The sequence below is a fragment of the Streptomyces sp. NPDC004065 genome (assembly GCF_044903565.1).
Taxonomy (GTDB): domain Bacteria; phylum Actinomycetota; class Actinomycetes; order Streptomycetales; family Streptomycetaceae; genus Streptomyces.
Map to the genome: position 1 here is coordinate 168,015 of NZ_JBJDQT010000011.1, position 26,460 is coordinate 194,474.

23 protein-coding genes and 1 riboswitch are annotated in these 26,460 nt (G+C 72.0%); of the genes, 18 read left to right on the plus strand and 5 right to left on the minus strand.

What is annotated here, in order from left to right; genetic code table 11:
- Positions 1–25 precede the first annotated feature (25 nt).
- The 4 genes from coxB (at position 26) to ACI2LW_RS15030 (ending at position 4,528) form a co-directional block, all read left to right on the plus strand.
- Positions 26–991, plus strand: a complete 966-nt coding sequence (coxB, locus tag ACI2LW_RS15015) for a cytochrome c oxidase subunit II (RefSeq protein WP_404731607.1) — start codon at positions 26–28, stop codon at positions 989–991.
- Positions 988–2,724, plus strand: a complete 1,737-nt coding sequence (gene ctaD, locus ACI2LW_RS15020; RefSeq protein WP_404731608.1) for a cytochrome c oxidase subunit I — start codon at positions 988–990, stop codon at positions 2,722–2,724. Before coxB ends, ctaD begins: the two co-directional genes overlap by 4 nt.
- Complete coding sequence (locus ACI2LW_RS15025) at positions 2,721–3,119, plus strand: cytochrome c oxidase subunit 4 (protein WP_404731609.1); 399 nt, start codon at positions 2,721–2,723, stop codon at positions 3,117–3,119. The genes ctaD and ACI2LW_RS15025 overlap by 4 nt, the downstream gene beginning before the upstream one ends.
- A gap of 143 nt (positions 3,120–3,262) precedes the next feature.
- Positions 3,263–4,528 (plus strand): Ig-like domain-containing protein, encoded by a 1,266-nt coding sequence (locus tag ACI2LW_RS15030; protein WP_404731610.1) that lies wholly within the window; start codon positions 3,263–3,265, stop codon positions 4,526–4,528.
- Between the two features lie 150 nt (positions 4,529–4,678).
- Here the strand turns inward: ACI2LW_RS15030 and ACI2LW_RS15035 are convergent, their stop codons facing one another.
- Positions 4,679–5,077, minus strand: a complete 399-nt coding sequence (locus tag ACI2LW_RS15035; RefSeq protein ID WP_404731611.1) for a hypothetical protein — start codon at positions 5,075–5,077, stop codon at positions 4,679–4,681.
- Between the two features lie 188 nt (positions 5,078–5,265).
- Here ACI2LW_RS15035 and ACI2LW_RS15040 point away from each other — a divergent pair, with 188 nt between their 5' ends.
- From ACI2LW_RS15040 to ACI2LW_RS15065, 6 genes are all read left to right on the plus strand, one after another.
- Positions 5,266–5,886, plus strand: coding sequence for a heme-copper oxidase subunit III (locus tag ACI2LW_RS15040; protein WP_404731612.1), 621 nt, complete (start codon positions 5,266–5,268; stop codon positions 5,884–5,886).
- Positions 5,887–5,947: 61 nt separating this feature from the next.
- Positions 5,948–6,757: a c-type cytochrome gene (locus ACI2LW_RS15045; protein ID WP_404731613.1), complete on the plus strand. Its 810-nt coding sequence runs from the start codon at positions 5,948–5,950 to the stop codon at positions 6,755–6,757.
- The gene (locus ACI2LW_RS15050; RefSeq protein ID WP_404731614.1) at positions 6,754–7,818 is read left to right on the plus strand and encodes a Rieske 2Fe-2S domain-containing protein; all 1,065 of its coding nucleotides are present in this window, start codon (positions 6,754–6,756) and stop codon (positions 7,816–7,818) included. Before ACI2LW_RS15045 ends, ACI2LW_RS15050 begins: the two co-directional genes overlap by 4 nt.
- Positions 7,815–9,473, plus strand: a complete 1,659-nt coding sequence (locus ACI2LW_RS15055) for a cytochrome bc complex cytochrome b subunit (protein ID WP_404731615.1) — start codon at positions 7,815–7,817, stop codon at positions 9,471–9,473. The genes ACI2LW_RS15050 and ACI2LW_RS15055 overlap by 4 nt, the downstream gene beginning before the upstream one ends.
- A 148-nt stretch (positions 9,474–9,621) precedes the next feature.
- Positions 9,622–10,686 carry an anthranilate phosphoribosyltransferase gene (trpD, locus tag ACI2LW_RS15060; RefSeq protein WP_404731616.1) on the plus strand — a complete coding sequence of 355 codons (1,065 nt, stop codon included), beginning with the start codon at positions 9,622–9,624 and terminating at the stop codon, positions 10,684–10,686.
- A 93-nt stretch (positions 10,687–10,779) separates the two neighbouring features.
- Positions 10,780–10,896, plus strand: a riboswitch (SAM riboswitch).
- A 198-nt stretch (positions 10,897–11,094) separates the two neighbouring features.
- Positions 11,095–12,456 carry an aminotransferase class V-fold PLP-dependent enzyme gene (locus ACI2LW_RS15065; RefSeq protein WP_404731617.1) on the plus strand — a complete coding sequence of 454 codons (1,362 nt, stop codon included), beginning with the start codon at positions 11,095–11,097 and terminating at the stop codon, positions 12,454–12,456.
- Between the two features lie 167 nt (positions 12,457–12,623).
- Here ACI2LW_RS15065 and ACI2LW_RS15070 read toward each other — a convergent pair whose 3' ends face one another.
- Together ACI2LW_RS15070 and ACI2LW_RS15075 are read right to left on the minus strand one after the other, a co-directional pair.
- The gene (locus ACI2LW_RS15070) at positions 12,624–12,905 is read right to left on the minus strand and encodes an Lrp/AsnC family transcriptional regulator (RefSeq protein ID WP_190175723.1); all 282 of its coding nucleotides are present in this window, start codon (positions 12,903–12,905) and stop codon (positions 12,624–12,626) included.
- Positions 12,902–13,660, minus strand: coding sequence for a rhomboid family intramembrane serine protease (locus ACI2LW_RS15075; protein ID WP_404731618.1), 759 nt, complete (start codon positions 13,658–13,660; stop codon positions 12,902–12,904). Before ACI2LW_RS15075 ends, ACI2LW_RS15070 begins: the two co-directional genes overlap by 4 nt.
- 156 nt (positions 13,661–13,816) lie before the next feature.
- Between ACI2LW_RS15075 and ACI2LW_RS15080 the strand changes: the two genes are divergently transcribed.
- The 5 genes from ACI2LW_RS15080 to ACI2LW_RS15100 all read left to right on the plus strand — a co-directional run bounded on the left by ACI2LW_RS15080 (position 13,817) and on the right by ACI2LW_RS15100 (position 19,376).
- A complete protein-coding gene (locus ACI2LW_RS15080) occupies positions 13,817–14,056 on the plus strand; it encodes a hypothetical protein (RefSeq protein WP_093718578.1) in 240 nt (79 codons plus the stop codon).
- Between the two features lie 58 nt (positions 14,057–14,114).
- On the plus strand, positions 14,115–15,464 hold the full coding sequence (locus tag ACI2LW_RS15085; protein WP_404731619.1) for an NYN domain-containing protein: 1,350 nt from the start codon (positions 14,115–14,117) through the stop codon (positions 15,462–15,464).
- 305 nt (positions 15,465–15,769) lie between these two features.
- Entirely contained in the window at positions 15,770–16,804 is a 1,035-nt protein-coding gene (locus ACI2LW_RS15090) for an NlpC/P60 family protein (protein WP_404731620.1), read from the plus strand.
- Between the two features lie 323 nt (positions 16,805–17,127).
- The gene (locus tag ACI2LW_RS15095) at positions 17,128–18,153 is read left to right on the plus strand and encodes an NlpC/P60 family protein (RefSeq protein WP_404731621.1); all 1,026 of its coding nucleotides are present in this window, start codon (positions 17,128–17,130) and stop codon (positions 18,151–18,153) included.
- 32 nt (positions 18,154–18,185) lie between these two features.
- Positions 18,186–19,376 carry a hypothetical protein gene (locus ACI2LW_RS15100; protein WP_404731622.1) on the plus strand — a complete coding sequence of 397 codons (1,191 nt, stop codon included), beginning with the start codon at positions 18,186–18,188 and terminating at the stop codon, positions 19,374–19,376.
- Positions 19,377–19,508: 132 nt separating this feature from the next.
- On the opposite strand, the gene ACI2LW_RS15105 is transcribed toward ACI2LW_RS15100, so the two are convergent.
- Positions 19,509–20,762, minus strand: a complete 1,254-nt coding sequence (locus tag ACI2LW_RS15105; RefSeq protein WP_404731634.1) for a glycosyltransferase 87 family protein — start codon at positions 20,760–20,762, stop codon at positions 19,509–19,511.
- Between the two features lie 241 nt (positions 20,763–21,003).
- On the opposite strand from ACI2LW_RS15105, the gene ACI2LW_RS15110 reads away from it, so the two are divergent.
- Positions 21,004–22,146 carry a glycosyltransferase family 4 protein gene (locus ACI2LW_RS15110; RefSeq protein ID WP_404731623.1) on the plus strand — a complete coding sequence of 381 codons (1,143 nt, stop codon included), beginning with the start codon at positions 21,004–21,006 and terminating at the stop codon, positions 22,144–22,146.
- A 347-nt stretch (positions 22,147–22,493) separates the two neighbouring features.
- Here ACI2LW_RS15110 and ACI2LW_RS15115 read toward each other — a convergent pair whose 3' ends face one another.
- Positions 22,494–24,290 carry an AMP-dependent synthetase/ligase gene (locus tag ACI2LW_RS15115; protein WP_404731624.1) on the minus strand — a complete coding sequence of 599 codons (1,797 nt, stop codon included), beginning with the start codon at positions 24,288–24,290 and terminating at the stop codon, positions 22,494–22,496.
- A gap of 318 nt (positions 24,291–24,608) precedes the next feature.
- On the opposite strand from ACI2LW_RS15115, the gene ACI2LW_RS15120 reads away from it, so the two are divergent.
- Both ACI2LW_RS15120 and ACI2LW_RS15125 read left to right on the plus strand, forming a co-directional pair.
- The gene (locus tag ACI2LW_RS15120) at positions 24,609–25,406 is read left to right on the plus strand and encodes a metallophosphoesterase (protein WP_404731625.1); all 798 of its coding nucleotides are present in this window, start codon (positions 24,609–24,611) and stop codon (positions 25,404–25,406) included.
- 203 nt (positions 25,407–25,609) lie between these two features.
- On the plus strand, positions 25,610–26,050 hold the full coding sequence (locus ACI2LW_RS15125; RefSeq protein ID WP_404731626.1) for an SRPBCC family protein: 441 nt from the start codon (positions 25,610–25,612) through the stop codon (positions 26,048–26,050).
- The last annotated feature ends 410 nt before the right edge of the window (positions 26,051–26,460 follow it).

Below are 26,460 nucleotides of genomic sequence, written 5' to 3' on the forward strand. Positions count from 1 at the left end.
GGCGAGACTCTCGGGAAGGCGCTACGTGAGTCCCAACGGCTCCGACCGCTCGCCGCGGCGCCCGATGCGGCGGAAGCTGCTGCAGGCACTGACTGCGGGCCTGGTCCTGGCGACAGCCACCGGTTGCTCGTACAACTGGGAAGACTTCCCCCGCCTTGGCATGCCCACCCCCGTCACGGACGAGGCTCCGCGGATCCTCTCCCTCTGGCAGGGTTCCTGGGCGGCTGCGCTCGCCGTCGGCTGCCTGGTGTGGGGTCTGATCCTGTGGTCCGCCATGTTCCACCGGCGCAGCCGCACCAAGGTCGAGGTTCCTCCGCAGACCCGGTACAACATGCCCATCGAGGCGCTGTACACGGTCGTCCCGCTCCTCATCGTCTCGGTGCTGTTCTACTTCACCGCACGTGACGAGTCGAAGCTCCTCGAGCTCTCGAAGAAGCCCGACGTGACCATCAACGTCGTCGGCTACCAGTGGAGCTGGGCCTTCAACTACATCGAGCCGGTCGCCGGTTCGTCGGGCAACGCCAAGACGGACAAGAACCTGCTCGCGATCCCGGACCGTTTCAAGAACGCCTTCCCGGCCGACGCCGGCGGTGTCTACGACTTCGGCACGCCCGGTACCCGCAACCCGCAGACCGGCAACCCGGGTCCCACCCTGTGGCTCCCCAAGGGCAAGACCGTCCGCTTCATCCTCACCTCCCGCGACGTCATCCACTCCTTCTGGGTGCTGCCGTTCCTGGAGAAGATGGACGTCATCCCGGGCCACACCAACGCCTTCCAGGTGACCCCCAGCAAGGAGGGCACCTTCCGGGGCAAGTGCGCCGAGCTCTGCGGCCAGGACCACTCCCGGATGCTGTTCAACGTGAAGGTCGTCTCGCCCGAGCGTTACCAGCAGCACCTCAAGGACCTCGCTAAGAAGGGGCAGACCGGTTACGTTCCCGCCGGCATCGCGCAGACGAGCCACGAGAAGAACCGGGAGACGAACAACCTGTGAGCATCCTCAACGAACCTCAGGGTGCCGCGGCGGCTGAGGGCTCTTACGAGAGCGAGCTGCCGGTCCGGCGCAAGCAACCCGGGAACGTCGTGGTGAAGTGGCTGACGACCACCGACCACAAGACGATCGGGACGCTGTATCTGGCGACCTCGTTCGCGTTCTTCTGCATCGGCGGCCTGATGGCGCTCCTCATGCGCGCCGAGCTGGCCCGGCCCGGTCTGCAGCTGATGTCGAACGAGCAGTTCAACCAGGCGTTCACGATGCACGGCACGATCATGCTGCTGATGTTCGCGACGCCGCTGTTCGCCGGCTTCACGAACTGGATCATGCCGCTGCAGATCGGCGCCCCGGACGTGGCCTTCCCCCGGCTGAACATGTTCGCCTACTGGCTGTACCTGTTCGGCTCGCTGATCGCGGTGGCCGGCTTCCTCACCCCGCAGGGTGCGGCCGACTTCGGCTGGTTCGCCTACGCCCCGCTGTCGGACGCGGTGCACTCGCCCGGTGTCGGCGGCGACCTGTGGATCATGGGTCTGGCCTTCTCCGGCTTCGGCACGATCCTCGGCTCGGTCAACTTCATCACCACGATCATCTGCATGCGCGCCCCGGGCATGACCATGTTCCGCATGCCGATCTTCACCTGGAACGTGCTGCTCACCGGCATCCTGGTGCTGCTGGCCTTCCCGGTGCTGGCGGCGGCGCTGTTCGCCCTGGAGGCGGACCGCAAGTTCGGCGCGCACGTCTTCGACGCGGCCAACGGCGGCTCGCTGCTGTGGCAGCACCTCTTCTGGTTCTTCGGCCACCCCGAGGTGTACATCATCGCGCTGCCGTTCTTCGGCATCGTCTCCGAGATCATCCCGGTGTTCTCCCGCAAGCCGATGTTCGGCTACATGGGCCTGGTCGGCGCGACCATCGCCATCGCGGGCCTGTCGGTGACGGTGTGGGCGCACCACATGTACGTCACCGGTGGTGTGCTGCTGCCGTTCTTCTCCTTCATGACCTTCCTGATCGCGGTCCCGACCGGTGTGAAGTTCTTCAACTGGATCGGCACCATGTGGAAGGGCTCGCTGTCCTTCGAGACGCCGATGCTGTGGACCACCGGCTTCCTGATCACCTTCGTCTTCGGTGGTCTGACCGGCGTCATCCTGGCCTCGCCGCCGCTGGACTTCCACATCTCGGACTCGTACTTCGTGGTGGCGCACTTCCACTACGTGGTCTTCGGCACCGTCGTCTTCGCGATGTTCGCCGGCTTCCACTTCTGGTGGCCGAAGTTCACCGGCAAGATGCTCGACGAGCGCCTGGGCAAGATGACGTTCTGGATGCTGTTCATCGGCTTCCACGGCACGTTCCTCATCCAGCACTGGCTGGGCGTCGAGGGCATGCCGCGCCGGTACGCCGACTACCTGGCGGCCGACGGCTTCACCACGCTGAACACGATCTCGACGATCTTCTCCTTCGTGCTCGGCCTGTCGATCCTGCCGTTCTTCTACAACGTCTGGAAGACGGCCAAGTACGGCAAGCCGGTCGGCGTCGACGACCCGTGGGGCTACGGCCGCTCGCTCGAGTGGGCGACCTCCTGCCCGCCGCCGCGCCACAACTTCCTCACCCTGCCGCGGATCCGCAGCGAATCCCCGGCGTTCGATCTGCACCACCCCGAGATCGCCGCGCTCGACCAGCTCGAGAACGCGGGCCACGGTCAGAAGGTCCTCGCGGGTGAGAAGGAGGCCGGCAAGTGAGGATTCAGGGCAAGCTCTTCATGTGGCTGAGCTTCTTCTTCCTCATCGTGGCCGTGGCCTACGGTGTCTGGTCGAAGGAGCCGGCCGGTACGACGGCGCTCTTCCTGGCCTTCGGCCTGAGCATCATGGTCGGCTTCTACCTGGGCTTCACCGCCCGGCGGGTCGACGCGGGTGCCCAGGACAACAAGGAGGCCGACGTCGCGGACGACGCGGGCGAGCTGGGCTTCTTCAGCCCGCACAGCTGGCAGCCGCTCGCCCTGGGCGTCGGCGGCGCGCTGGCCTTCCTCGGCGTCGCGGTCGGCTGGTGGCTGCTGTACTTCGCGGCCCCGGTCATCCTGATCGGCCTGTGGGGCTGGGTCTTCGAGTACTACCGCGGTGAGAACCGCACCCAGTAGCGGGCCAGAGGCAACCCGGGGAACCCGGGCCTTCCGTCAGGAGGGTCCGGGTTCCCTCTTTTCGCCGCAGGTCACGCTCCCGGGATTCCCCCGTATGGACGACCCGTGGTGCCGGAGTTGACGGAGCTACTTAGCGTGCAGTCATGAGCACCACCACTCCGCGCACCCGCACCGTCGCCGCCTGCACCCTGCTGGTCGCCGCCCTCGGCGGGGGCGTCACCGCCTGCGGCAGGGACGGCAACCCACTGGCCGCCACCCCGTACGACGCGGCGGACCAGATCTCCTTCAACGGCCCCACGGACGCCGGGAAGAAGGCCGACCCGGACAAGCCCCTGGAGATCTCCGCCGAGGGCTCCGACGGGCGCATCACGGACGTCACGGCCGTGGACTCCATCGGCCGCTACGTCTCCGGCGAGCTGTCCGCCGACGGCAGCCGCTGGCACAGCACCTCCCCCCTGGCCGCCGGCGCCCACTACACGGTCCGGGTGAGCACGGAGAACGGGGACGGCGCACCCGGCCGCAAGGTCCTCGCCTTCGACACCACCAAGCCCGTGATGCACCAGCGCCTGAACGTGACGTTCGGGCCGGAGGCGGGCACCTACGGCGTCGGCGAGCCCATCACCGCCGCCCTGGACCAGCCCGTGCGGGACAAGGCCCAGCGCGCCGTCGTGGAGCGCGCCCTCAAGGTCCGCTCCACGCCCGCCGTGGAGGGCTCCTGGTACTGGGTGAACGACAAGGAACTGCACTACCGGCCGCAGGACTTCTGGCCGGCCAACGCCACCATCGAGGTGCGCAGCAACCTGGAGAACATCAAGATCGGCGACCGGCTCTGGGGCGGCACCGCCAAGCCCCTGACGATCACCACCGGCGACCGCGTCGTCGCCCTCACGGACGCGGCCACCCACCAGATGACGGTCTTCCGCAACGACCAGAAGATCAAGCAGATCCCCGTCACCACCGGCAAGCCCGGCTTCGACACCCGCAACGGCGTCAAGGTCGTCCTGGGCAAGCAGTACTTCGTACGGATGAAGAGCTCCACCGTCGGCATCGCCGAGGGCACCTCGGACTCGTACGACCTGCCGGTCTACTACGCCACCCGCGTCACCTGGAGCGGCGAGTTCGTGCACGCCGCGCCCTGGTCCGTGGGCTCCCAGGGCTACGCCAACGTCAGCCACGGCTGCACCGGCATGAGCACGGCCAACGCCAAGTGGTTCTTCGACAACATCCAGGAGGGCGACCTGGTCCAGGTCGTCAACTCCAAGGGCCAGCCGATGGAGCTGTTCGACAACGGCTTCGGCGACTGGAACCTGCCCTGGCCGAAGTGGCTCGCGGGCAGCGCCCTGACCGCGGCCTCCCCGGACGCCGCCCCCCAGGCCCATGAGGCCCGTCTGCGCCCGCAGAGCGTCTGACGTCTGGGCCGGGGCGCACCGGCGAGCGGGCCCGCACGGCCCGCGCCCGGACAGCCCGCGCCCGCACGGCCCGAGCCCTGAGCCCCGCCGGCCCGCGTCCGCACGGCCGCGGGCCGTCCCGGGACGCGGGCCGTGCGGGCCCGGCGGGGCTCAGGCGCTGAGGGCCTTGTGCCGCAGCAGGGAGGACAGCGCCGAGGCGAACTCCACCGGGTCGACCGGCAGCGCGACCGCCGCGTCCGCGCGGCTCCACGTCGCCAGCCAGGCGTCCTGCGGCCGGGCGATCAGCAGCAGCACCGGCGGGCACTGGAAGACCTCGTCCTTGATCTGCCGGCACAGCCCCATGCCGCCCATGGGCACGGCCTCGCCGTCCAGCACGCACACGTCGATGCCGCCCCGGTCCAGCTCCCGCAGCACCGCGGCGGGGGTGGCGCACTCCACGAACTCCACGAGGGGGGCGTCCGGAGAGGGCCTGCGACCGGTGGCCAGCCGCACCTGCTCCCTGGTGCGTGCGTCGTCGCTGTAGACCAGCACCGTGGCGGTCGCCTGCATTGTTCCTCCGCGTCGTTGGTCGGGAACTTCGGGAACTTCCGGGTACCGATGCGGCGGATGCTACTCCCTCCCCGTCCTGGTCAACAGCGCCTTGAACATCCCTTCGATGGGCCATACGGGCTGGACACGGCCCACAGACACTCCGAACGGCACCCCCCGGGGTGAGGGCGGGATAAGCGACCGACATAATGTCGGTCGTGGCGACAGCAACGACAGTAGAAACCGGGCACGCGCACCCGTCGGTCAATCGGCCGAACCTCACCAGCGTCGGAACCATCATCTGGCTGAGTTCCGAGCTGATGTTCTTCGCGGCCCTCTTCGCGATGTACTTCACCCTGCGATCGGTGACGGGTCCGGCGCACTGGAAGGAGATGGCGGACAGCCTCAATGTCCCCTTCTCGTCGGTGAACACCACGATCCTGGTGCTCTCCTCGCTCACCTGCCAGCTCGGCGTCTTCGCCGCCGAGCGCGGTGACGTGAAGAAGCTCCGGGGCTGGTTCATCGTCACCTTCGTCATGGGCGCGATCTTCATCGGCGGCCAGATCTACGAGTACACGAGCCTGGTGAAGGAGGAGGGCATCTCGCTGTCCTCCGACCCGTACGGCTCGGTGTTCTACCTGACCACCGGCTTCCACGGCCTGCACGTGACGGGCGGTCTCATCGCCTTCCTGCTGGTCCTCGGCCGCACCTACGCGGCCCGCAGGTTCACCCATGAACAGGCGACCGCGGCCATCGTCGTGTCCTACTACTGGCACTTCGTCGATGTCGTGTGGATCGGCCTCTTCGCCACGATCTACCTGATCAAGTAGCCGACGAACCGATCCAAGTCCTGAAGCATCGACGCAGAAGATCCTGACACCGGGGTAATCCGTGAAAAAGCTCTCCGCACGACGACGCCATCCGCTGGCGGCGGTCGTCGTCCTACTCCTCGCGCTGGCGGCCACTGGGGGGCTGTACACCGCGTTCGCGCCCGCGAGCAAGGCGAAGGCCGACGACACCGCCCAGTCCCTCACCATCGAGGAGGGCAAGAAGCTCTACGAGGTGGGCTGCGCCAGCTGCCACGGCACCGGTGGCCAGGGCACCACTGACGGTCCGAGCCTCGTGGGCGTGGGTGCCGCCGCGGTCGACTTCCAGGTCGGAACCGGCCGCATGCCGGCCCAGCAGCCGGGCGCGCAGGTCCCGCGCAAGAAGGTCATCTACAACCAGGCCGAGATCGACCAGCTCGCCGCGTACATCGCCTCCCTGGGCGCCGGCCCGAACGTGCCCACGAAGAACCAGTACAGCCCCGAGGGCGCCGACGCCGCCAAGGGCGGCGACCTGTTCCGCACGAACTGCGCCCAGTGCCACAACTTCACCGGCAAGGGCGGTGCGCTGACGCACGGCAAGTTCGCGCCGGAGCTGACCGGTGTGAGCCCCAAGCACATCTACGAGGCCATGCAGACCGGCCCGCAGAACATGCCTTCCTTCCCCGACACCACGCTGACGGAGAAGAACAAGAAGGACATCATCGCGTACCTGAACGCGGTCAACGGCGAGGAGACCGAGAACCCCGGTGGTCTCGAGCTGGGCGGCCTCGGGCCGGTCAGTGAGGGTCTGTTCGCGTGGATCTTCGGACTGGGTGCCCTGATCGCGGTCGCCGTCTGGGTCGCCGCTCGGACCGCAAAGGCCAAGAAGTCATGAGTAGCCAAGACATTCCAGAAGAGAACCTGCCCGCTGAGCAGGCCGCCGAGCACCGGCACGGCGCAGTCTCGGTGGCGGACGAGAAGCACCCGTTCGCCGACCCGGGCCTGCCGCCCCACGAGCCCCGGATCCAGGACGTCGACGAGCGGGCCGCCAAGCGGTCCGAGCGCACCGTCGCCCTGCTGTTCACGATCTCGATGCTGGCCACCGTCGGCTTCATCGCCTCGTACGTGACGATCCCGCACGACAAGTCGATCTTCGTCTTCCCGATCGGGCACATCAACGCGCTGAACTTCGCGCTGGGCCTGACCCTCGGCGTGGCGCTGTTCGCCATCGGCGCGGGCGCGGTCCACTGGGCCCGCACCCTGATGTCCGACGTGGAGGTCGCCGACGAGCGCCACCCGATCGAGGCGTCCCCCGAGCTCCGTGCCAAGGTCCACGCGGACTTCAAGCAGGGCGCCGCGGAGTCGGGGATCGGCCGCCGCAAGCTGATCCGCACCACGATGTTCGGCGCGCTGACCCTGGTGCCGCTCTCCGGTCTCGTGCTGCTGCGCGACCTCGGTCCACTGCCCCACGACAGCCTGCGCCACACGCTGTGGGCCAAGGGCAAGCGACTGGTGAACATGAACACCAACCTGCCGCTGCGCCCCGAGGACGTCGCCGTGGGCTCGCTCACCTTCGCCAAGCCGGACGGCCTGGAGGACAACGCCGAGGACTTCCAGGAGGAGATCGCCAAGGCCGCCCTGATGATCGTCCGGCTGCAGCCGGAGAACATCAAGGACAAGCGCGAACTCGACTGGTCCCACCAGGGCATCGTGGCGTACTCGAAGATCTGCACCCACGTCGGCTGCCCGATCTCCCTGTACGAGCAGCAGACGCACCACGTGCTGTGCCCGTGCCACCAGTCCACCTTCGACCTCTCCGACGGTGCCCGAGTGATCTTCGGCCCCGCCGGCCACGCCCTGCCGCAACTGCGCATCGGCGTGGACAGCGAGGGTTACCTCCAGGCGCTCGGCGACTTCGAGGAGCCCGTCGGTCCTGCATTCTGGGAGCGCGGATGAGTACTTCAGCGAGCAACACCACTCCGTCCGGCGGCGCCGCCGCGGGACGCTCGCGCGGACCGGCGCCGGCCGGCGAGCGCCTCGCCGACTGGGCGGACGGCCGGCTGGGGATCTACTCCCTGGCCAAGTCGAACATGCGCAAGATCTTCCCCGACCACTGGTCGTTCATGCTGGGTGAGGTCTGCCTCTACAGCTTCATCATCATCATCCTCACGGGTGTGTACCTGACGCTGTTCTTCCACCCGTCGATGAACGAGGTCACGTACCACGGCTCGTACGTCCCGCTCCAGGGACAGCTGATGAGCGAGGCGTTCAACTCGACCCTGCACATCTCCTTCGAGGTGCGCGGTGGCCTGCTCATCCGGCAGATCCACCACTGGGCCGCGCTGATCTTCCTGGCCGGCATGTTCGTGCACATGATGCGCGTGTTCTTCACCGGCGCGTTCCGCAAGCCGCGTGAGGTCAACTGGCTGTTCGGCTTCCTGCTGTTCGTCCTGGGCATGTTCACCGGCTTCACCGGCTACTCGCTCCCGGACGACCTGCTCTCCGGCACCGGTGTCCGCTTCATGGAGGGCGCGATCCTGTCCGTGCCGATCGTCGGCACGTACCTGTCGTTCTTCCTCTTCGGCGGGGAGTTCCCCGGCCACGACTTCGTGGCGCGGTTCTACTCGGTGCACATCCTGCTGCTGCCGGGCATCATGCTGGGCCTGCTGGTGGCCCACCTGATCCTGGTCTTCTACCACAAGCACACGCAGTTCGCGGGCCCCGGCAAGACCAACACCAACGTGGTCGGCATGCCGCTGCTGCCGGTCTACATGGCCAAGGCCGGAGGCTTCTTCTTCCTGGTCTTCGGTGTCATCGCGGCCATCGCGGCGATCGCGCAGATCAACCCGATCTGGGCCATCGGCCCCTACCGCCCGGACCAGGTCTCCACCGGCGCCCAGCCGGACTGGTACATGGGCTTCTCCGAGGGCCTGATCCGCACGATGCCCGGCTGGGAGATCAACTTCTGGGGCCACACGCTCGTGCTGGGCGTGTTCGTCCCGCTGGTGATCTTCCCGCTGGTCCTGGTGGCCATCGCGGTCTACCCGTTCATCGAGGCCTGGGTCACCGGCGACAAGCGCGAGCACCACATCCTGGACCGCCCGCGCAACGCCCCGACCCGCACCGCCTTCGGCGCGGCCTGGATCGCCTGGTACTTCGTGCTGCTGATCGGCGGCGGCAACGACCTGTGGGCCACCCACTTCCACCTGTCGATCAACGCGATCACCTGGTTCGTACGGATCTCCTTCTTCGTCGTACCGGTCCTCACGTTCATCGTCACCAAGCGGATCTGCCTCGGCCTCCAGCGCCGGGACAAGGACAAGGTGCTGCACGGCCGCGAGTCGGGCATCATCAAGCGCCTGCCGCACGGTGAGTTCATCGAGGTCCACGAGCCGCTCAGCCAGGAGCAGCTCTACACCCTCACGGCGCACGAGCAGTACAAGCCGGCCGAGATCGGCCCGACCGTCGACGAGAACGGCGTCGAGCGCAAGGTCAAGGGCTCGGAGAAGCTGCGCGCCAAGCTCAGCAACGCGTACTACGGCGAGGACGCACAGATCCCCAAGCCGACCGTCGAGGAGTACCGGGAGATCACGAGCGGCCACGGCCACTGATCACTGACCGCTGAGTGTCGCCACGCCACAGCAGGAAGGGCCCCGTCCGAACCCCGGACGGGGCCCTTCCTGCTGCCCCGGGCTGGATAGGGTGGAGACATCCGAGACCCGCGTCCCGCAGTGCGGGACACCCACCCAGGAGCGGCTTATGAGCGCTGTGACCCCCGCTGGAGGCGACACCGCGGCGGGCCGTTCCTGGCCCGCCGTGCTGAACGGACTGCTGGAGGGCCGCGACCAGAGCGCGGACGACACCGCCTGGGCGATGGACCGGATCATGCGCGGGGAGGCCACCGACGCCCAGATCGCCGCCTTCGCGGTGGCACTGCGCGCCAAGGGCGAGACGGTCCAGGAGATCACCGGCCTGGTCCGCGCGATGTACGAGCACGCGAACGTCATCGAGGTGCCCGGCGCCACCGTCGACATCGTCGGCACCGGCGGCGACGGCGCCAAGACGGTGAACATCTCCACCATGTCGTCGATCGTCGTGGCCGGCACCGGCGCCAGGGTCGTCAAGCACGGCAACCGCGCCGCGTCGTCCGCCTCCGGCGCCTCCGACGTCCTGGAGAAGCTCGGCGTCAACCTGAACCTGCCGGTGGAGCGGGTGGCCGCGGTGGCCGAGGAGGCCGGCATCACCTTCTGCTTCGCGGTGAAGTTCCATCCGGCGCTGCGCCATGTGGCCGCCGCCCGCGGCCAGTTGGGCATCCGCACCACCTTCAACGTACTCGGCCCGCTCACCAACCCGGCCCGGGTGCGGGCGCAGGCGGTGGGCGTCGCCGACCCGCGCATGGCGCCGATCGTGGCCGGCGTCTTCGCCGAACGCGGCAACTCCTCCCTGGTCTTCCGGGGTGACGACGGGCTCGACGAGCTGACGACCACGTCCACGTCACGGGTGTGGACCGTGCGGGACGGCAAGGTGACCGAGGAGAGCTTCGACCCGCGCGACGTGGGCATCGAGCTGGTGCCCGTGGAGGCCCTGCGGGGCGCCGACGCCTCGTACAACGCGGAGGTCGCCCTGCGGGTGCTGGACGGCGAGCGGGGCCCCGTGCGGGACGCCGTCCTGCTCAACTCCGCGGCCGCCCTGGTGGCCCTGGAGCCGGGCCCCGGGACGCTCGTGGAGCGGATCCGGGCCGGGATGGAGCGCGCCGCGGAGTCGATCGACTCGGGGGCCGCCCGGCGGACCCTGGACCGCTGGGTCGCGGCCAGCAACGCCTGAGCCCTCCCGGCGCGTACGGTGCGACGCGGGGCGGGGTCCACGATCCGGACTCCGCCTTGCGCACCGAAGATCGTGTGGCAGGATACGGAACCAGGTCATGAGCGACAGCCATTCGGCCCCGGCCGGCTGTCCGGCAACCCTCCGTCCGTGGCGGGGTGCCCCGGGTGAGGACCAGGTCGCAGGCAGCGAGGTCTGCGGCAAGCGCGGACCCCTCGCGAAACCAGGGGTCCTGGTCGTCGAGGAGCCTTCCGTGAGCAAGCGAATGCGTTAGGGCCGCAGAGCCCCCCTCCGCGTTTCCCTTTCCCCTTCACCCTTCACGCTTCGGCCTTCGCCGTCCTCCCGCGCCGAGCCGTACCCGCCGTACGGGTGCTCGCGCGGTGACGCCGGCCTGCCCCACGGGAGTTCAGCATGTCCGTTTCCACCGTCGCCGCCTGCCGTACCACCCACGCCCCGCTGCCCGTCCTCGGACGGGACGTCACCGTGCCGCTCGTGACCGGCGGCGAGGTCACCTACGCCGCGCTCGACTACGCCGCCAGCGCCCCCGCGCTGCAGCGCGTCTGGGACGACGTGGCGGCGTACGCGCCGTACTACGGCAGCGTCCACCGCGGCGCCGGCCACCTCTCCCAGCTGTCCACCGACCTGTTCGAGAACGCCCGGGCGACGGTCGCGGAGTTCCTCGGCTGCCGCGCCGGGGACCAGGTGGTCTTCACCCGGTCCACCACCGACTCCCTCAACCTGCTCGCCCACGCCCTCCCGGCCGGCTGCCAGGTGTTCGTCTTCGAGACCGAGCACCACGCCGCCCTGCTGCCGTGGCAGGGCGCGCACGTCACCTGCCTCGACGCCCCGCGCTCCCCGCGCCAGGCGGTGCGGGCCCTGGAGCGGGCTCTGGCCGGCCGCGACCCCCACGCCCCGGCCCTGGTCTGCGTCACCGGCGCCTCCAACGTCACCGGCGAGCTGTGGCCGGTGCGCGAACTGGCCGCCGCCGCCCACGCGCACGGCGCCCGCATCGTGCTGGACGCGGCCCAGCTGGCCCCGCACCACCCGGTGAGCGTGCGCGACCTGGACGTCGACTGGGTCGCCTTCTCCGGCCACAAGCTGTACGCCCCCTTCGGCTCCGGCGTCCTGGCCGGCCGCCCCGACTGGCTGCGCGAGGCCGAGCCGTATCTCGCGGGCGGCGGCGCCAGCCGCCGGGTCACCCGGCGCGCCGACGGGGGAGTGGACGTGGAGTGGCACGAGGGCGCCGCGCGCCACGAGGCCGGCTCCCCGAACGTGATCGGCGCCCACGCCATCGCCTCCGCGTGCAGGGCGCTGACCGAGGCCGGGTTCGACACCCTGGTGGCACGCGAGCGGCAGCTGGTCCGCGCGGTGCGGGAGGGCCTGGCCGGCGTGCCCGGGGTGAAGGTGCTCTCCCTGTTCGGCGACGACGCCCCGCGGGTCGGCGTGATCTCCTTCGTGGTGGAGGGCTGGAACAGCTCCCACTTCGCCGCCGCGCTGTCGGCCGAGTACGGCATCGGCGTCCGGGACGGCCTGTTCTGCGCCCACCCCCTGGTGCGCACCCTGCTGGGCGCCGGCCCGCGCGAGGCGGGCGAGTGCGGCGCGCCCGGGGACGCGCCGTCGGGCGGCTCCCTCGACGCCGTCCGCGTCAGCTTCGGGGCCGGCACCCCCGACGAGCACATCGAGCGCTTCCTGGGGGCGGTGCGGGAACTGGTCCGGTACGGCGCGAAGTGGCGCTACCGCACCCAGGACGGCCGCTGCGTGCCGGCCGTGTGACCGGGGCCGGCAACGGAGCCGGTGAGGCCCCCCACGGAGCCGGTGAGGCCCCGCGGAGGCGGTGAGGCCCCGCGGAGGCGGTGAGGCCCCCCACGGAGCCGGTGAGGCCCTGCGGAGGCGGTGAGGCCCCGCGGAGGCGGTGTCCGCCCGGACGGCCGGGCCCGGTGTCAGGAGTCCAGGCCGATGGCGAACGCCGCCTCCAGGTCGTGCTGCGAGTAGGTGCGGAAGGCCACGTGGGTGTCCGTGCCCAGCACGCCGGGGATCTTGCTGATCCGGCCGGGGATGACCTCCGCGAGGTCCTCGTGCTGTCGCACCCGGACCATGGCGATCAGGTCGTAGGTCCCCGTCACGGAGAAGACCTCACTGACGCTGTCCAGCGAGGCGATCTGCTCGGCGATCTCGGGGATCCGGTCCACGCTGGTCTTGATGAGCACGATCGCGGTGATCACGGCTGGTTCTCTCCCTCGGGGGCCGGAGCAGGGGTGACCCTCACTCTAGTCCCGCCGCCGAACCGCACCCACGCGTAGGCGAAGCCCAGGCCGAAGCCCACCACATGGGCGAGGTAGGCCACGCCCGGCCCCTGGGCCGCGCGGCCGGCGGCCAGCCACTGCAGCACCGCCCAGAAGGGCAGCACCACCCAGGCGGGAAAGCGCAGCGGCAGGAAGAACAGGAACGGGAAGAGACTGGTCACCCGGGCCCGGGGGAACAGGTACAGGAACGCGCCGAGGACCGCCGAGATCGCCCCCGAGGCACCCACCAGGGTCTGCTCCGACGTGGCGTGGGCGGCGGCGTACCCCAGCAGGGCGAGGTAGCCGCAGCCGACGTAGAACAGCGTGAACCGCACGCGGCCCATGCGCCTCTCGGTCATCGCCCCGAAGACGTGGAGGAAGAGCATGTTGCCGAACAGATGCACCCAGCTGCCGTGCACGAACAGGGCCGTCACCGGGGTGAGGGCGGCCCGCGGGGCGCCGGTGAACAGGTCGGCGGGGATCACGCCCCAGCGGCGGAAGTAGGCCCGCTGGGCGAGCAGCAGCCGGCCGCCGGTGCCGTGACCCGGGTCCAGCCCCGACGCCGGTCCGGCCACGAAGACCAGACAGCACAGGACGATCAGGGCACACGTCACCGGCGCCGGCACGGTCAGCACCGCCCGCGCCGCCCGCACCGCCCTTGTCGCCGCCCTCGCGCGGCCCCGGTCGCCGATCATGTGCACAGAGCATGGCGTAACGGGGCGCACCAGCACAGACCGCCTCGCCGCCGTGGACACCCGGGCGGCGAGTCGCCGCCAGGCCGTAGGGTTACGAGCCACACGCCCAGGGAAGCTGGCGCGTCACGGAGACTAGAAGGAAAGCGAACACTCACGATGACGGTTCCCCTGCCGACCGCCACGACGCGGTGGCGCTGCACCCTCTGCGGCAACCTCACCCGCTTCGACGTGACGCGCTCGTCGAAGGTCGTCGAGTACGTCCACCTCGACCTGGCCGGAGAGCCCAAGGTGGAGGAGCGCGAGGTGGTCAATGAGACCATCGAGTCGGTGCGCTGCCGCTGGTGCAACGCCGTGGACCAGGTGGAACTCGTGGACAGGCCGGGCGCCGGCTCCTGAGCGGAGGCGGCCGGCACGGGTGGCCCCCCGAGGGGCCGCGTAGGCATTGGGGTGACGGATGGCGCAGACACAAGGCGGGGAGCCGGCCGACGGCGCCGCTGAGGTGCTCGACCGTCCGCTGCCCGACGGGGTGCGCCGGCGGATCGTGCAGATCGTCTCGGACGCCTTCGGCGCGCTGACGGTCGCCGAGCTGCCGGCGCAGCTGCGGCAGTACGCCCGGTTCGCGCCCAACCGCCGCGCGAAGTTCGCCGGCAACGCGATGGCGTCCGCGCTGGAGACCGACCCGCTCTTCCGGCAGCGCGTCGGGGAGAAGTTCAGAGAGACCCAGCCGGAGCTGTCCGGCGCCCTCGACTCCGGCTCGCCGCCCCCGGCCGCGGACCCGCTCGACGTGGCGGCCGCGGCCTATGTTCTGCGCCCGGCGGGCTGGGTCAAGCTGGTCACCGCGGCCGGCGAGGAGGCCCAGCGGGCGCACGCCGAACGCGTCGGCGAGGAGAGCCGCGCGGAGCTGGAGCGGCTGCGCGCGGAGCTCGCCGCCGCCCGCGACCAGACGCGCGCCGAGACCGAGCGGCTGCGCGCCGAGCTGGACGCGGCGAAGAAGGAGTCCGAGGCGCTGCACCGCAAACTGCGCGCGGCGCTCAGCGACGTCCGGCGCGGCGAGGCCGCGCTGCGCAAGGTGCGCGACGAGATCGAGGCGGTGCGCGCCGAGGGCCAGGCGCAGACGTCGGCCGCGGAGAGCGAGAGCCGCCGGCTCAGGGCGCGGCTGGCCGAGGCGGAGTCGGCCCTGGAGGCCACCCGCAGAGCGGCCCGTGAGGGGCGCAGCGTGGAGGACATGCGGGTACGGCTGCTGCTGGACACCGTGCTCGACGCGGCCCAGGGGCTGCGCCGGGAACTCGCCCTGCCGCCGGTGTCGGTACGGCCCGCCGAGACCGTCGACGCGGTGGAGCCGGGACGGATGACGCCGAAGGACATCGCCGCCCGGGCGCTGTCCGAGCACGACCCGGCGATCCTCGACCAGTTGCTCGCGCTGCCGCAGGCCCATCTGGTCGTCGACGGCTACAACGTCACCAAGACCGGCTATCCGCAGATGCCGCTGGAGAAGCAGCGGCTGCGGTTGCTCGGGCAGCTCTCGCAGCTCGCCGCGCAGACCGGCGCCGAGGTCACCTGTGTCTTCGACGGCGCCGAGCTGGCCGCGCCGGTGCTGCTCGCGCCGCCGCGCGGGGTGCGGGTGCTGTTCTCCAAGCCGGGCGTCACCGCCGACGAGCTGATCCGCCAGCTGGTGCGCGCCGAGCCGCCCGGCCGGCCGGTCATCGTCGCCTCCACCGACCGCGAGGTGGCCGACGGGATCGCGAAGGCGGGGGCGCGGCCGGTGGCTTCGGCGGTGCTGCTGAAGCGTCTGTCCCGCGGCTGACGGCGGCGCGCGGAACCGCCCGCCGCCGGGGCGGCGCCGCGAACCGTGCTTCCTTTTCCACGCCGTAAATCGGGCAAACGGCATTCAGCGCCGCAATCCCAACGTAGAGGTTTAATGCCCGAATTGGCGGGATCGTCACGGCACCCAGCGTCAACCTCACTTCACCCCTTGTGAGTTGAGTGCAAAGAATGCATTGCGTGATGGGATTTTTTGGTGTGAGGATTTGAACTCATCACGATGAGGTCACTAAGGTCAGGCGTCGAACCTCCGAGCGGGTGATCACTCAGAAGAAGGAGCTCGCTTCCGTGGCGTCCCACCGTCGACCCAAGCAGCCGAGTCGCGCACGTGTGACCGTGCTCACCACCGCAGCGGCTGCCGCCGTGGCCATCAGCGCCCAGGCGGCCAACGCCGCCCCGAGCGCGAAGCCGAGCAAGAACGAGGTCAAGTCAAAGGTCGACGCACTCTACGAGCAGGCGGAGCAGGCCACCGAGAAGTACAACGGGGCCAAGGAGAAGCAGGAGAAGCTCCAGAAGGAGATCTCCGGCATCCAGGACAACGTGGCCCGCGGCCAGCAGGAGCTGAACAAGCTGCGCGACAGCCTCGGTTCGCTCGCGGCCGGCCAGTACCGCTCGGGCGGCCTCGACCCCTCGCTCCAGCTCTTCCTGTCCGCCGACCCGGACGACTACCTCGACAAGGCCTCCACGCTCGACCAGTTGAGCGGCCAGCAGGTCGACGCGCTGAAGAAGATCCAGGACAAACAGCGCGAACTCGCCCAGGAGCGGGCGGAAGCCACCGAGAAGCTGGAGGACCTCGCCTCCACCCGCACCGAGCTGGGCAAGAAGAAGAAGGAAGTCCAGAGCAAGCTCGCCGAGGCGCAGAAGCTCCTCAACTCCCTGACGGCCAAGGAGAAGGCGGCGCTCGCCGCCGAGCAGAGCCGGGCCAGCCGCGCCAGCGAGCGCAGCGTGATCAACAGCAACACCCCGGCCGCGTCCGGCCGGGCGGGCGCCGCCTTCTCCGCCGCCCAGAGCAAGATCGGCTCGCCGTACGTCTACGGCGCCACCGGCCCCTCCTCCTTCGACTGCTCGGGCCTGACCTCCTGGGCCTACGCCCAGGCCGGGGTGTCCATCCCGCGCACCTCCCAGGCCCAGGCCAACGCCGGCACCCGCATCTACTCGCAGAGCCAGCTCCAGGTCGGCGACCTGGTCCTGTTCTACGGCGACCTGCACCACGTCGGCCTGTACGCGGGCAACGGCCAGGTGCTGCACGCCCCGCGCACCGGCACCGTCGTGCGCTACGAGTCGATCAGCAACATGCCGTTCCAGTTCGGCGTCCGCATCTGACGACCGCGAGCCGTCCCGCGACCTCCCGCCGGCCCGCGTCCGCGACCTCCCGCGGACCGGCGCCCGGGACCCTCGCGGATCAAGGTTCCGTGCCGCCCGAACGGGCGAATCACGAGAATCCGCGCTGACCCCGCGCCCCGCCGATGACCTGCGTCAGAGGCGGGGCGCCGCGCTGTGTGCCCCCGAGTGCGCCCCCGTGGCTCTTTGGCCGCGGCGTGCCCGCGCGGCTACTGTCTGGCGCGTTTCCCCCCACGGCCGGGGCGCGTCCGCGTCCCGGCGCGGGGGGATCGACGTGTCCGCCAGTGGAGGGAGTACGGCTTCCCGTGGGGTCCCATCGCCGCCTTGCACCGTCCGGCCTCGACCGGGGCGCCGGCGCCGCGTTCGGCGTCCTGTCCGCCGCGGCGGCGGCCGTCGCCGCCGTACCGGTCACCACCGCCGTCGCCGCCCCGCACGGCGACACCCGCGCCGAGGTGGACCGCCTCTACCAGGAGGCCGAGAAGGCGACCGAGGCCTACGACAAGGCCGGTGAGCGCGCCGGTGAGCTGCGCCGCCGGGTGCGGGACTCCCAGGACCGCATCGCCCGGCACCAGCTGCGGGTCAACACCCTGAGGGAGTCGCTCGGTTCGCTGGCCGGGGCCCAGTACCGCTCCGGCGGCCTCGACCCCTCCCTGGCGCTGCTGTTCGCCCGCGACCCGGCGGACTACCTCGAGCGGGCGATGGCGCTGGACCGGATCGGCGCCCAGCAGGCCGGCGAGCTGAGGGACCTGCGGCGGGCCGTCCGCGAACTGGCCCAGGAGCGGGCCGAGGCCACCCGCGCCCTCACCGAGCTGAGAAGGACCCACGGGTCCGTCGCCGCCCACAAGCGCACCGTGGAGCAGAAGCTGGCCCGCGCGCGGCGGCTGCTCAACTCCCTGTCCCCGGCCGAGCGCGCCGCCTACGCCCGGGCCTCCCGCACCGGCCGCGACGACTTCCTGTACGGCCTCGACGACGGCCCGGCCGCCTCGGGGCGTGCCGCCGCCGCGGTGGCCGCCGCCCGCTCCGCCCTCGGCCGCCCCTACGTCTGGGGCGCCAACGGCCCCTCCGGGTTCGACTGTTCCGGCCTGACGCAGTGGGCGTACCGGCAGGCGGGCGTGCACCTGCCGCGCACCTCGCAGGAGCAGCGGTACGCCGGCCGGCGCATCCCACTGTCCCAGGCCCGGCCCGGCGACCTCGTCGCCTACCGCTCCGACGCCGGCCACATCGCCATGTACGCGGGCCACGGCCGGGTGATCCACGCGCCCTATCCGGGCGCCCCCGTGCGCTACGACCCGGTGAACATGATGCCGATCTCGTCGGTCACCAGGGTCTGACGTCCGCCCCCGCCCCGCCGTACGATCGGGAAATGGCTGGTCGAAGGCGGACATCGGGGCCCGCGGTGCTCGCGGCGGGCCTGCTGCTGTCCTCCCTGGTGTCGTGCGGCGGGCCGTCGGCGTCCGACCTCGCGCGGGAGCAGGTGCAGCGGCTGCTGGACCGGCGGGCGGCGGCCGTCCTGCACCACGACCCCGCGGCCTACGCCGCCACCGGCGCCCGCGCGCCCTACGCGAACCTCAAGGCCGTGCCGTTCACCACCTGGTCCTACCGCCTGACCGCGCTGCGCCGCAGCGGGAGCCGGGCCACCGCCGAGGCCGACCTGCGCTACCGGGTGACCGGCTACGACCGGGCGCCCGTCACCGCCGGACGCACCCTGACGCTGTCCACCGGCCCCGACGGGAAGTGGCGGGTCGACTCCGAGCGGCCCCGGGCGAAGGCCGCCCAGCAGCTGTGGGACCAGGGCGCGGTCTCGGTCGTCCGGGGACGGCGCAGCCTCGTCCTCGGGGTGGGGCAGGACGACGCGGCCCTGCGCGGCTACGCCGGCCTCGCCGACCGCGCGGTGCCCGCCGTCTCGCGGGCCTGGGGCACGGACTGGAGCCGGCACGTCGTCGTCCTGGTCCCCGGCTCCCTGGAGCAGATGGCCGCGCTGCTCGGCTCGCCCGCCTCCAGCTACCGGGGGATCGCCGCCGTCACCACGGGCGAGGCCGGAGGCTCCGGACGGGCGCCCGCGGACCGGGTCGTCCTCAACCCCGACGCCTACGGCATGCTCGGCTCGCTGGGCAGGCAGGTCGTCCTCACCCACGAGACCACGCACGTCGCCACCCGCGCCCACACCAACGCGGCCACCCCCCTGTGGCTGTCCGAGGGGTACGCCGACTGGGTCGGCTACCGGGACACCGGGCGCACACCGCAGGACGCCGCGCCCGAGCTCCAGCGCGCCGTCGGCGACGGCGAGGTGCCCGGCGCGCTGCCGGCCGACCGGGACTTCGGCTTCGCCGGGGACGCGACCCGGCTGGCGCGGGCCTACGAGGGCGGCTGGATGGCCTGCCGGATGATCGCCGACAAGTGGGGCGAGGACCGGCTGGACGACTTCTACCGGGCCGTCGGCCGCCACCGCTCACGCTCGGGCGCGGTCGAGGACGCCCTGCGCGACGAGTTCGGCACGACCCTGGAGGACTTCACCGCGCAGTGGCGCGAGTACCTCACCGCCCACCTCGGCTGACGGACTGCCGCGGGCGGGGGCGGTCGCCGGGGCGCGGTGGGCCGGCGGACTCCCGAGGGCGGAGGTGGTCGCCGGGGCGCGGTGGGCCGGCGGACCGCGGGGCGCGCTTGGCTGTCGGGGCGGGGTCGGTCGTCAGGGCGTGGTGGGCTGTCGGGGGCGGGTGGTCCGGTCCGGGGCCGGGGCGTCGGCGCGGCGGGGGACCGTGCCGCGCCACAGCTCCCGGCCCGCGGCCGCGCAGGCGGCCACGAGCAGCCCGTTGCGCAGGAACAGCAGGGTGAGGCCCAGCGCGTCGCTCACCACCACGTCCGCGAAGAACACCGGGAACTCCAGCACCGTCACGAGGGCCGCCGCCAGGACCAGCCCGGCCGGCCGCCGCATCCGGCCGTCGCGGAAGGACAGGCACACCGCGCCGAGACCCACCAGCCACACCAGGTACTGCGGGCTGAGCACCCGGCTGGTCACCGTGAACAGCAGCACCGCCGTGAACGCGGCGTCCGCCGGCGTGTGCGGCCCGTGGTCTTGGGCCCGCACCCGCCACAGCAGCAGCCAGCCCAGGGCGACCCCGGTCAGCACCGGCGCGGCCGCGGTGACCACGCCGACGTACGGGCCGAGGAACTCCATCGAGCCGTAGTTGAGCAGCACCTGGCCGCTCCAGCCGAAGTGCCGGGCCACATGGAGGACGAGCGCGGCCGGCGACTCCACCTCGGTGCCCCGGTCGCGCTGGGCGGTCAGGAACGACAGCGCGCCGGGCACGGCGAGGGCGCACACCGAGAGCCCGGCGGCCGCGGTCGCCGCCGCCGCGGTCCACGCCCGGCGCCCGGCCGCGCCCCGCACGCCCGTCAGCAGCAGCACCGGCCACACCTTCAGCAGCGCCCCGAAGGCGGCCAGCGCGCCCAGCGCACGCGGGCGCCGTTCCCCGGCGAGCAGCGCGGCGACGGCCACCGCGGTCACCATCACGTCGTAGCGGGCGTAGAGGGTCGGGCCGAGCAGGACCGCGCCCGCCGTCCACGCCCAGGCGCCCGCCGGTGAGCGGCCGGGCCGCCGGGCCGCGCGCAGCAGCAGGCACAGCACCGCGAGATCGGCCAGCGCGGCCAGGGCGAAGAAGGCCGTGGCGTAGCCGAGGAAGGGCAGCGCGGCGGGGGAGAGGACGGCGAGCGCGGCGGCGGGCGGGTACTGCCAGGTCACGTCGCCGGCCGGGAAGGCGCCCTGCCGCAGCACCTCGTACCAGCCCCGGTAGATCACCGACACGTCGCCGGTGACGTCCTGGCCGGGGAAGTCGAGCACCCCGAGCACGAAGAGCAGCAGCACCGTCCGGGTCGCGGCCCACACCGCGAGCACCCGCGCCGTCCCGGCCGCCGGCACCCGCCCCGTCCCGGCCGCCGGCACCCGCGCCGTCCGGGCCCGGGCCCAGGCCGCGAGCAGCCCGGCCGGGCCCCGTGTCCCGCGCGCCGCCTCGTGCACCTCGGCCCCTGTCCGTCCGCGTCCCGGGCCCGCCGCGGCCCGGCCCTGGCCCCGGCCCCGTGGCCGGTCCCGCCGGGCCCTCCCATCATGGCCCCGCGGCCGGTGCGCGGGCCACGAGGCACGGCCGTGGCGGGCCGCACGGCGCCGTTGGATAGGGTCGGCGGCGATGCACAAGACGCTGATCGTCACCAACGACTTCCCGCCCCGCCCGGGCGGCATCCAGGCGTTCCTGCACAACATGGCGCTGCGCCTGGACCCGGAGCGGCTGGTCGTCTACGCCTCCACGTGGAAGCGCGGCCGGGAGGGCGCGCGGGCCACGGCCGCCTTCGACGCCGAGCAGCCCTTCACCGTGGTCCGCGACCGTACGACGATGCTGCTGCCCACACCCCGGGTCACCCGGCGCGCGGCCGGGCTGCTGCGCGAGCACGGCTGCACCTCGGTGTGGTTCGGGGCGGCGGCCCCGCTCGGCCTGATGGCGCCGGCGCTGCGCCGGGCGGGCGCCGAGCGGCTGGTCGCCACCACCCACGGGCACGAGGCCGGCTGGGCGCAGCTGCCCGCGGCGCGCACGCTGCTGCGCCGCATCGGCGACTCCACGGACACCCTCACCTACCTCGGCGAGTACACCCGCTCCCGGATCGCCGCCGCGCTCACGCCCGGGGCGGCGGCGCGGATGGTGCAGCTGCCGCCGGGAGTGGACGAGAAGACCTTCCACCCCGCCTCCGGCGGGGACGAGGTACGGGCCCGGCTCGGCCTCACCGACCGGCCGGTCGTGGTGTGCGTCTCCCGGCTGGTGCGGCGCAAGGGACAGGACACCCTGATCCGGGCCATGCCGCGGATCCTGGCCGCCGAGCCGGACACGGTGCTGCTGATCGTCGGCGGCGGGCCGTACGAACGGGACCTCCGGCGGCTGGCGGCCGCGACCGGGGTCGGGCACTCGGTGCGGTTCACCGGCGCCGTCCCCTGGTCCGAGCTGCCCGCCCACTACGGCGCCGGCGACGTCTTCGCGATGCCGTGCCGCACCCGGCGCGGCGGCCTGGACGTCGAGGGCCTCGGCATCGTCTACCTGGAGGCCTCGGCCACCGGGCTGCCCGTCGTCGCCGGGGACTCCGGCGGCGCGCCCGACGCCGTGCTCGACGGAGAGACCGGCTGGGTCGTGCGCGGCGGCTCTCCCGAGGAGACCGCCGACCGCGTGGTGACCCTGCTTCAGGACGCCGCGCTGCGCCGCCGCATGGGTGAGCGGGGGCGGCAGTGGGTGGAGGAGAAGTGGCGCTGGGACCTCCTGGCGGACCGACTCCGCGACTTGCTGTAGCCGGCTCGGGGGCAGGCCGGGCCCGCGGCCTGTTGCACCCGCCCCGTGGGCGGATTGGCTCCATGGCCTGCGTGTGTGCGCCCGGGGGCCGGCCCGGGCGGCCTGTTCTTGTCCGCCCGGGCGGCGGATCGGCCCCGTGGCTGCCGTAGCCCGTGCCGGGCGGGGGCCGGCTCCCCGGCCGCCCGCCGTGCGCCCCGGGGCGGGCCGGGGAGTGGGACGGCCGCTCAGCGGCGGCGTCCCGGACCCCGGCCGGGCCTGACCTGGGGGCGCCGCCTCCGTGCGCCCTCACGCGCGATGGCGGGTCCCCCCAGGAGGACCCGCCATCGCACACGCCCCGCGCGGGGCGGCTACTTCGCGTAGAGCGCCTCGATCTCGTCCGCGAAGTCCTTCGCCACCACGTTGCGCTTGAGCTTCAGCGACGGCGTCAGATGGCCGGACTCCTCCGTGAACTGGGAGGCCAGGACGCGGAACTTGCGCACCGACTCCGCCTTCGACACCGCGGCGTTGCCGTCGTCGACCGCGTCCTGGATCGCCGCGAGCAGATCCGGGTCGTCGCGCAGCGAGGCCGCCGTGGAGCCCGCGGGCTTGCCGTGCTCGGCGCACCAGCGGGCCAGGAACTCCTCGTCCAGGGTGACCAGCGCGCCCACGAACGGCCGCCCGTCGCCCACCACCATGCACTCCGCGACCAGCGCGTGCGCCCGGATGCGGTCCTCGATCACCGCGGGGGCGACGTTCTTGCCGCCGGCCGTCACGATGATCTCCTTCTTGCGCCCGGTGATCCGCAGATAGCCGTCCTCGTCGAGGGTGCCGATGTCACCGGTGTGGAACCACCCGTCGGCCAGCGCCTCGCGCGTAGCGCCCGGGTTGTTCCAGTACTCCTTGAACAGGTGCTCGCCGTGCAGCAGCACCTCGCCGTCGTCGGCGATGCGGATCACCGAGCCGGGCAGCGGCTGCCCGACCGTGCCGATCTTCTGCCGGTCCCACGGGTTGAACGCCGTCGCGGCACAGGACTCGGTCAGGCCGTAGCCCTCCAGCACCGTGAAGCCGATCCCGCGGAAGAAGTGCCCGAGGCGCTCGCCGAGCGGCGCCCCGCCGGAGATGGCGTACTCGCCGCGCCCGCCGAGGACCGCGCGCAGCTTGCTGTAGACCAGCCGGTCGAAGACCTTGTGCTTGATCCTCAGGCCCATCGGGACACCGGAGGGCGCGTCCAGCGCCTTGCTGTACGCGATCGCCGTGTCCGCGGCCTTGTCGAAGATCTTTCCCTTGCCGTCCGCCTGCGCCTTGGCCCGCGCCGAGTTGTAGACCTTCTCGAAGACCCGCGGCACGCCGAGGACCAGCGTCGGCCGGAACGCGGCGAGCTCGTCGGTGAGGTTCTTGATGTCCGGGACGCAGCCCAGCTTGATCGGCGCCATCATCGGGGCGATCTGCACGAGCCGGCCGAAGACGTGCGCGAGCGGCAGGAAGAGCAGGACCGAGCACTCGCCGGTGCGGAAGAGCGGGCGCAGCCGCTCGACGATGTTGCCGCACTCGGCGAAGAAGCTGCGGTGGGTGAGCACACAGCCCTTGGGCCGGCCGGTGGTGCCGGAGGTGTAGACGATGGTGGCCGGATCGTCGGCCTTCGCCAGCGAGCTGCGCTCCTCCACGGCCTCGTCGCTGATGCCCTGTCCGAGGCGCCCGAGCTCCGCCACCCCGCCGGCCTCGATCTGCCAGACGTTCTTCAGCGCGGGCAGGGTGGCGCGCACCGACTCGACCGCGGCGGCGTGGTTGTCCAGTTCCACGACGCAGGCGGTGGCGCCGGAGTCGCTGAGAATCCACTGCACCTGTTCCGGCGAGCTGGTCTCGTACACCGGCACGGTGATCGCGCCGGCGCTCCAGATGGCGAAGTCGAGCAGCGTCCACTCGTACCGCGTGCGGGACATCAGGCCCACCCGGTCGCCGGGCTGGATCCCGGAGGCGATCAGCCCCTTCGCGGCGGCGCGCACCTCCGCCAGGAAGGCGGTCGCGGTGACGTCCCGCCAGGCGCCGTCCACCTTGCGCGCGATGACGGCGACGTCGGGATGCTGCGCGGCGTTTCTGCGGACGATGTCCGTCAGGTTGCCGTCCGCAGGGACCTCGTACAAAGCCGGAAGGCTGAACTCGCGCAAGACTGCTGCTCCTCATAGGGCGCCGGCGCCACGACGTTGTGTGATGCGACGGTGCGGTCCAAGGCTCGGTCAGGTGCTGAGGGCTTCCCCAGGGAACCACGAGGGCTCGGTGGCTGAAATCCAGAGCACGACTGGACTGCCCGGACGTTACCCGCCGGTATGGCTTTTAGGACAGGGGGTCCCGGCGAGATGTTCGCTGGGTCACACGGGTTCTGTGTCCCAGCGCGCACAGTAGTCGACCCACTAACTGACTGGCCAGTAACCGGAGGTTCGGCCGCCACTGTTCACGTATGCCCCACACGCCTACGCTTGATCGACATGGCACCCACACCCGCCCGCGACGGCGGCACCCGCGTCCACGTGGTCAGCGACGTGCACGGCAACGTGCGCGACCTGGCGAGAGCCGGCGAGGGTGCCGACGCGCTGATCTGCCTCGGTGACCTGATCCTTTTCCTCGACTACGCCGACCACTCGCGCGGCATCTTCCCCGACCTGTTCGGCGTGGAGAACGCCGACCGCATCGTCGAGCTGCGCACCGCCCGCCGTTTCGCCGAGGCGCGCGAACTGGGTGCCCGGCTGTGGGCCGGCATCGAGGGCGACCGCGCCCAGGTGATGGAACAGGCCGTCCGCAAGCAGTACGCGGAACTCTTCGCCGCCTTCCCCACCCCGACGTACGCCACCTACGGCAACGTCGACATGCCGCCCCTGTGGAAGGAGTACGCCCGGGAGGGCACCACGGTGCTGGACGGCGAGCGGGTCGAGATCGGCGGCCGGGTCTTCGGCTTCGTCGGCGGCGGCCTGCGCACCCCCATGCGCACGCCCTTCGAGATCGACGACGAGGAGTACGCCGCCAAGATCGAGGCGGTCGGCGAGGTCGACGTGCTGTGCACCCACATCCCGCCCGAGGTCCCCGAGCTCGTCTACGACACCGTCGCCCGCCGCTTCGAACGCGGCAGCCGCGCCCTGCTGGACGCCATCCGCCGCACCCGCCCCCGCTACGCGCTCTTCGGCCATGTCCACCAGCCCCTGGTGCGGCGGATGCGGATCGGGGTCACCGAGTGCGTGAACGTGGGCCACTTCGCCGGCACCGGGCGGCCGTGGGTCCTGCAGTGGTGACCGTGTTCGCCGGCACCGGCCGCCCCTGGGTCCCGCGAGGGTGACCGTTCCGGCCGATCGCGCAGGTGGGGGTGGAGTCCGGCGGCCGGACGCGCGGTAGCCTTCACGCTGCACACACGTGCGCACCACGACCCCTTCCCCCGTGGCTCCCCGGCGAGCCGGGGGAGACCGCGAGACGGCCCGCATCCGGAGGAGCCACGGCGATGGCGGAACACACCAGCTCGAGCATCACGATCGAGGCGGCACCGGCCGACGTCATGGGGGTGATCGCCGACTTCGCGCGCTATCCCGACTGGACCGGCGAGGTGAAGGAGGCGGAGGTCCTCAGGACGGACGACCAGGGCCGTGCCGAGCAGGTCCGCCTCGTCATGGACGCGGGGGCCATCAAGGACGACCAGACCCTCGCCTACACCTGGAGCGGGGACAACGAGGTGTCCTGGACGCTGGTGAAGTCCCAGATGCTGCGGTCGCTGGACGGCTCGTACCTCCTCAAGCCGTCCGGCACGGGGGCGACCGAGGTGACGTACCGGCTGACCGTGGACGTCAAGATCCCCATGCTGGGGATGATCAAGCGCAAGGCGGAGAAGGTCATCATCGACCGGGCTCTGGCGGGGCTGAAGAAGCGGGTGGAGTCCGAACGGTAGGCCTGTCCCGGTCCGCCCCGGGGCCCTGCCCCGGGGCCCCGGCGGAGCTTGGTCCGGGCGGTGCCCGGCCCACACCCGGTCCGGGGCCGGCCTGTGCCGGCCCTGGCACCAGGGAACACCGGCCGGCTTCCGGGGCGCAGCCCCCGCCGGGGGTGCAGGGGCGCAGTCCCGCGTGGGGTCTGGGGCGGAGCCCCGTGGCGGTGCGGTCTTGGCCCAGCGAGTCGGGCGGGTCGGATGGGGCAGAGGGGGGTGCGGGGGGCGCAGCCCCCGCCCGGGGTGCAGGGGGCGCAGCCCCCGCCCGGGGTGCAGGGGCACAGCCCCGCGTGGGGTCCGGGGCGAAGCCCCGTGGCGGCAACTCCTCTGCCCACCGAGTCGGGCGGGTCGGATGGGGCAGAGGGGGGTGCGGGGGG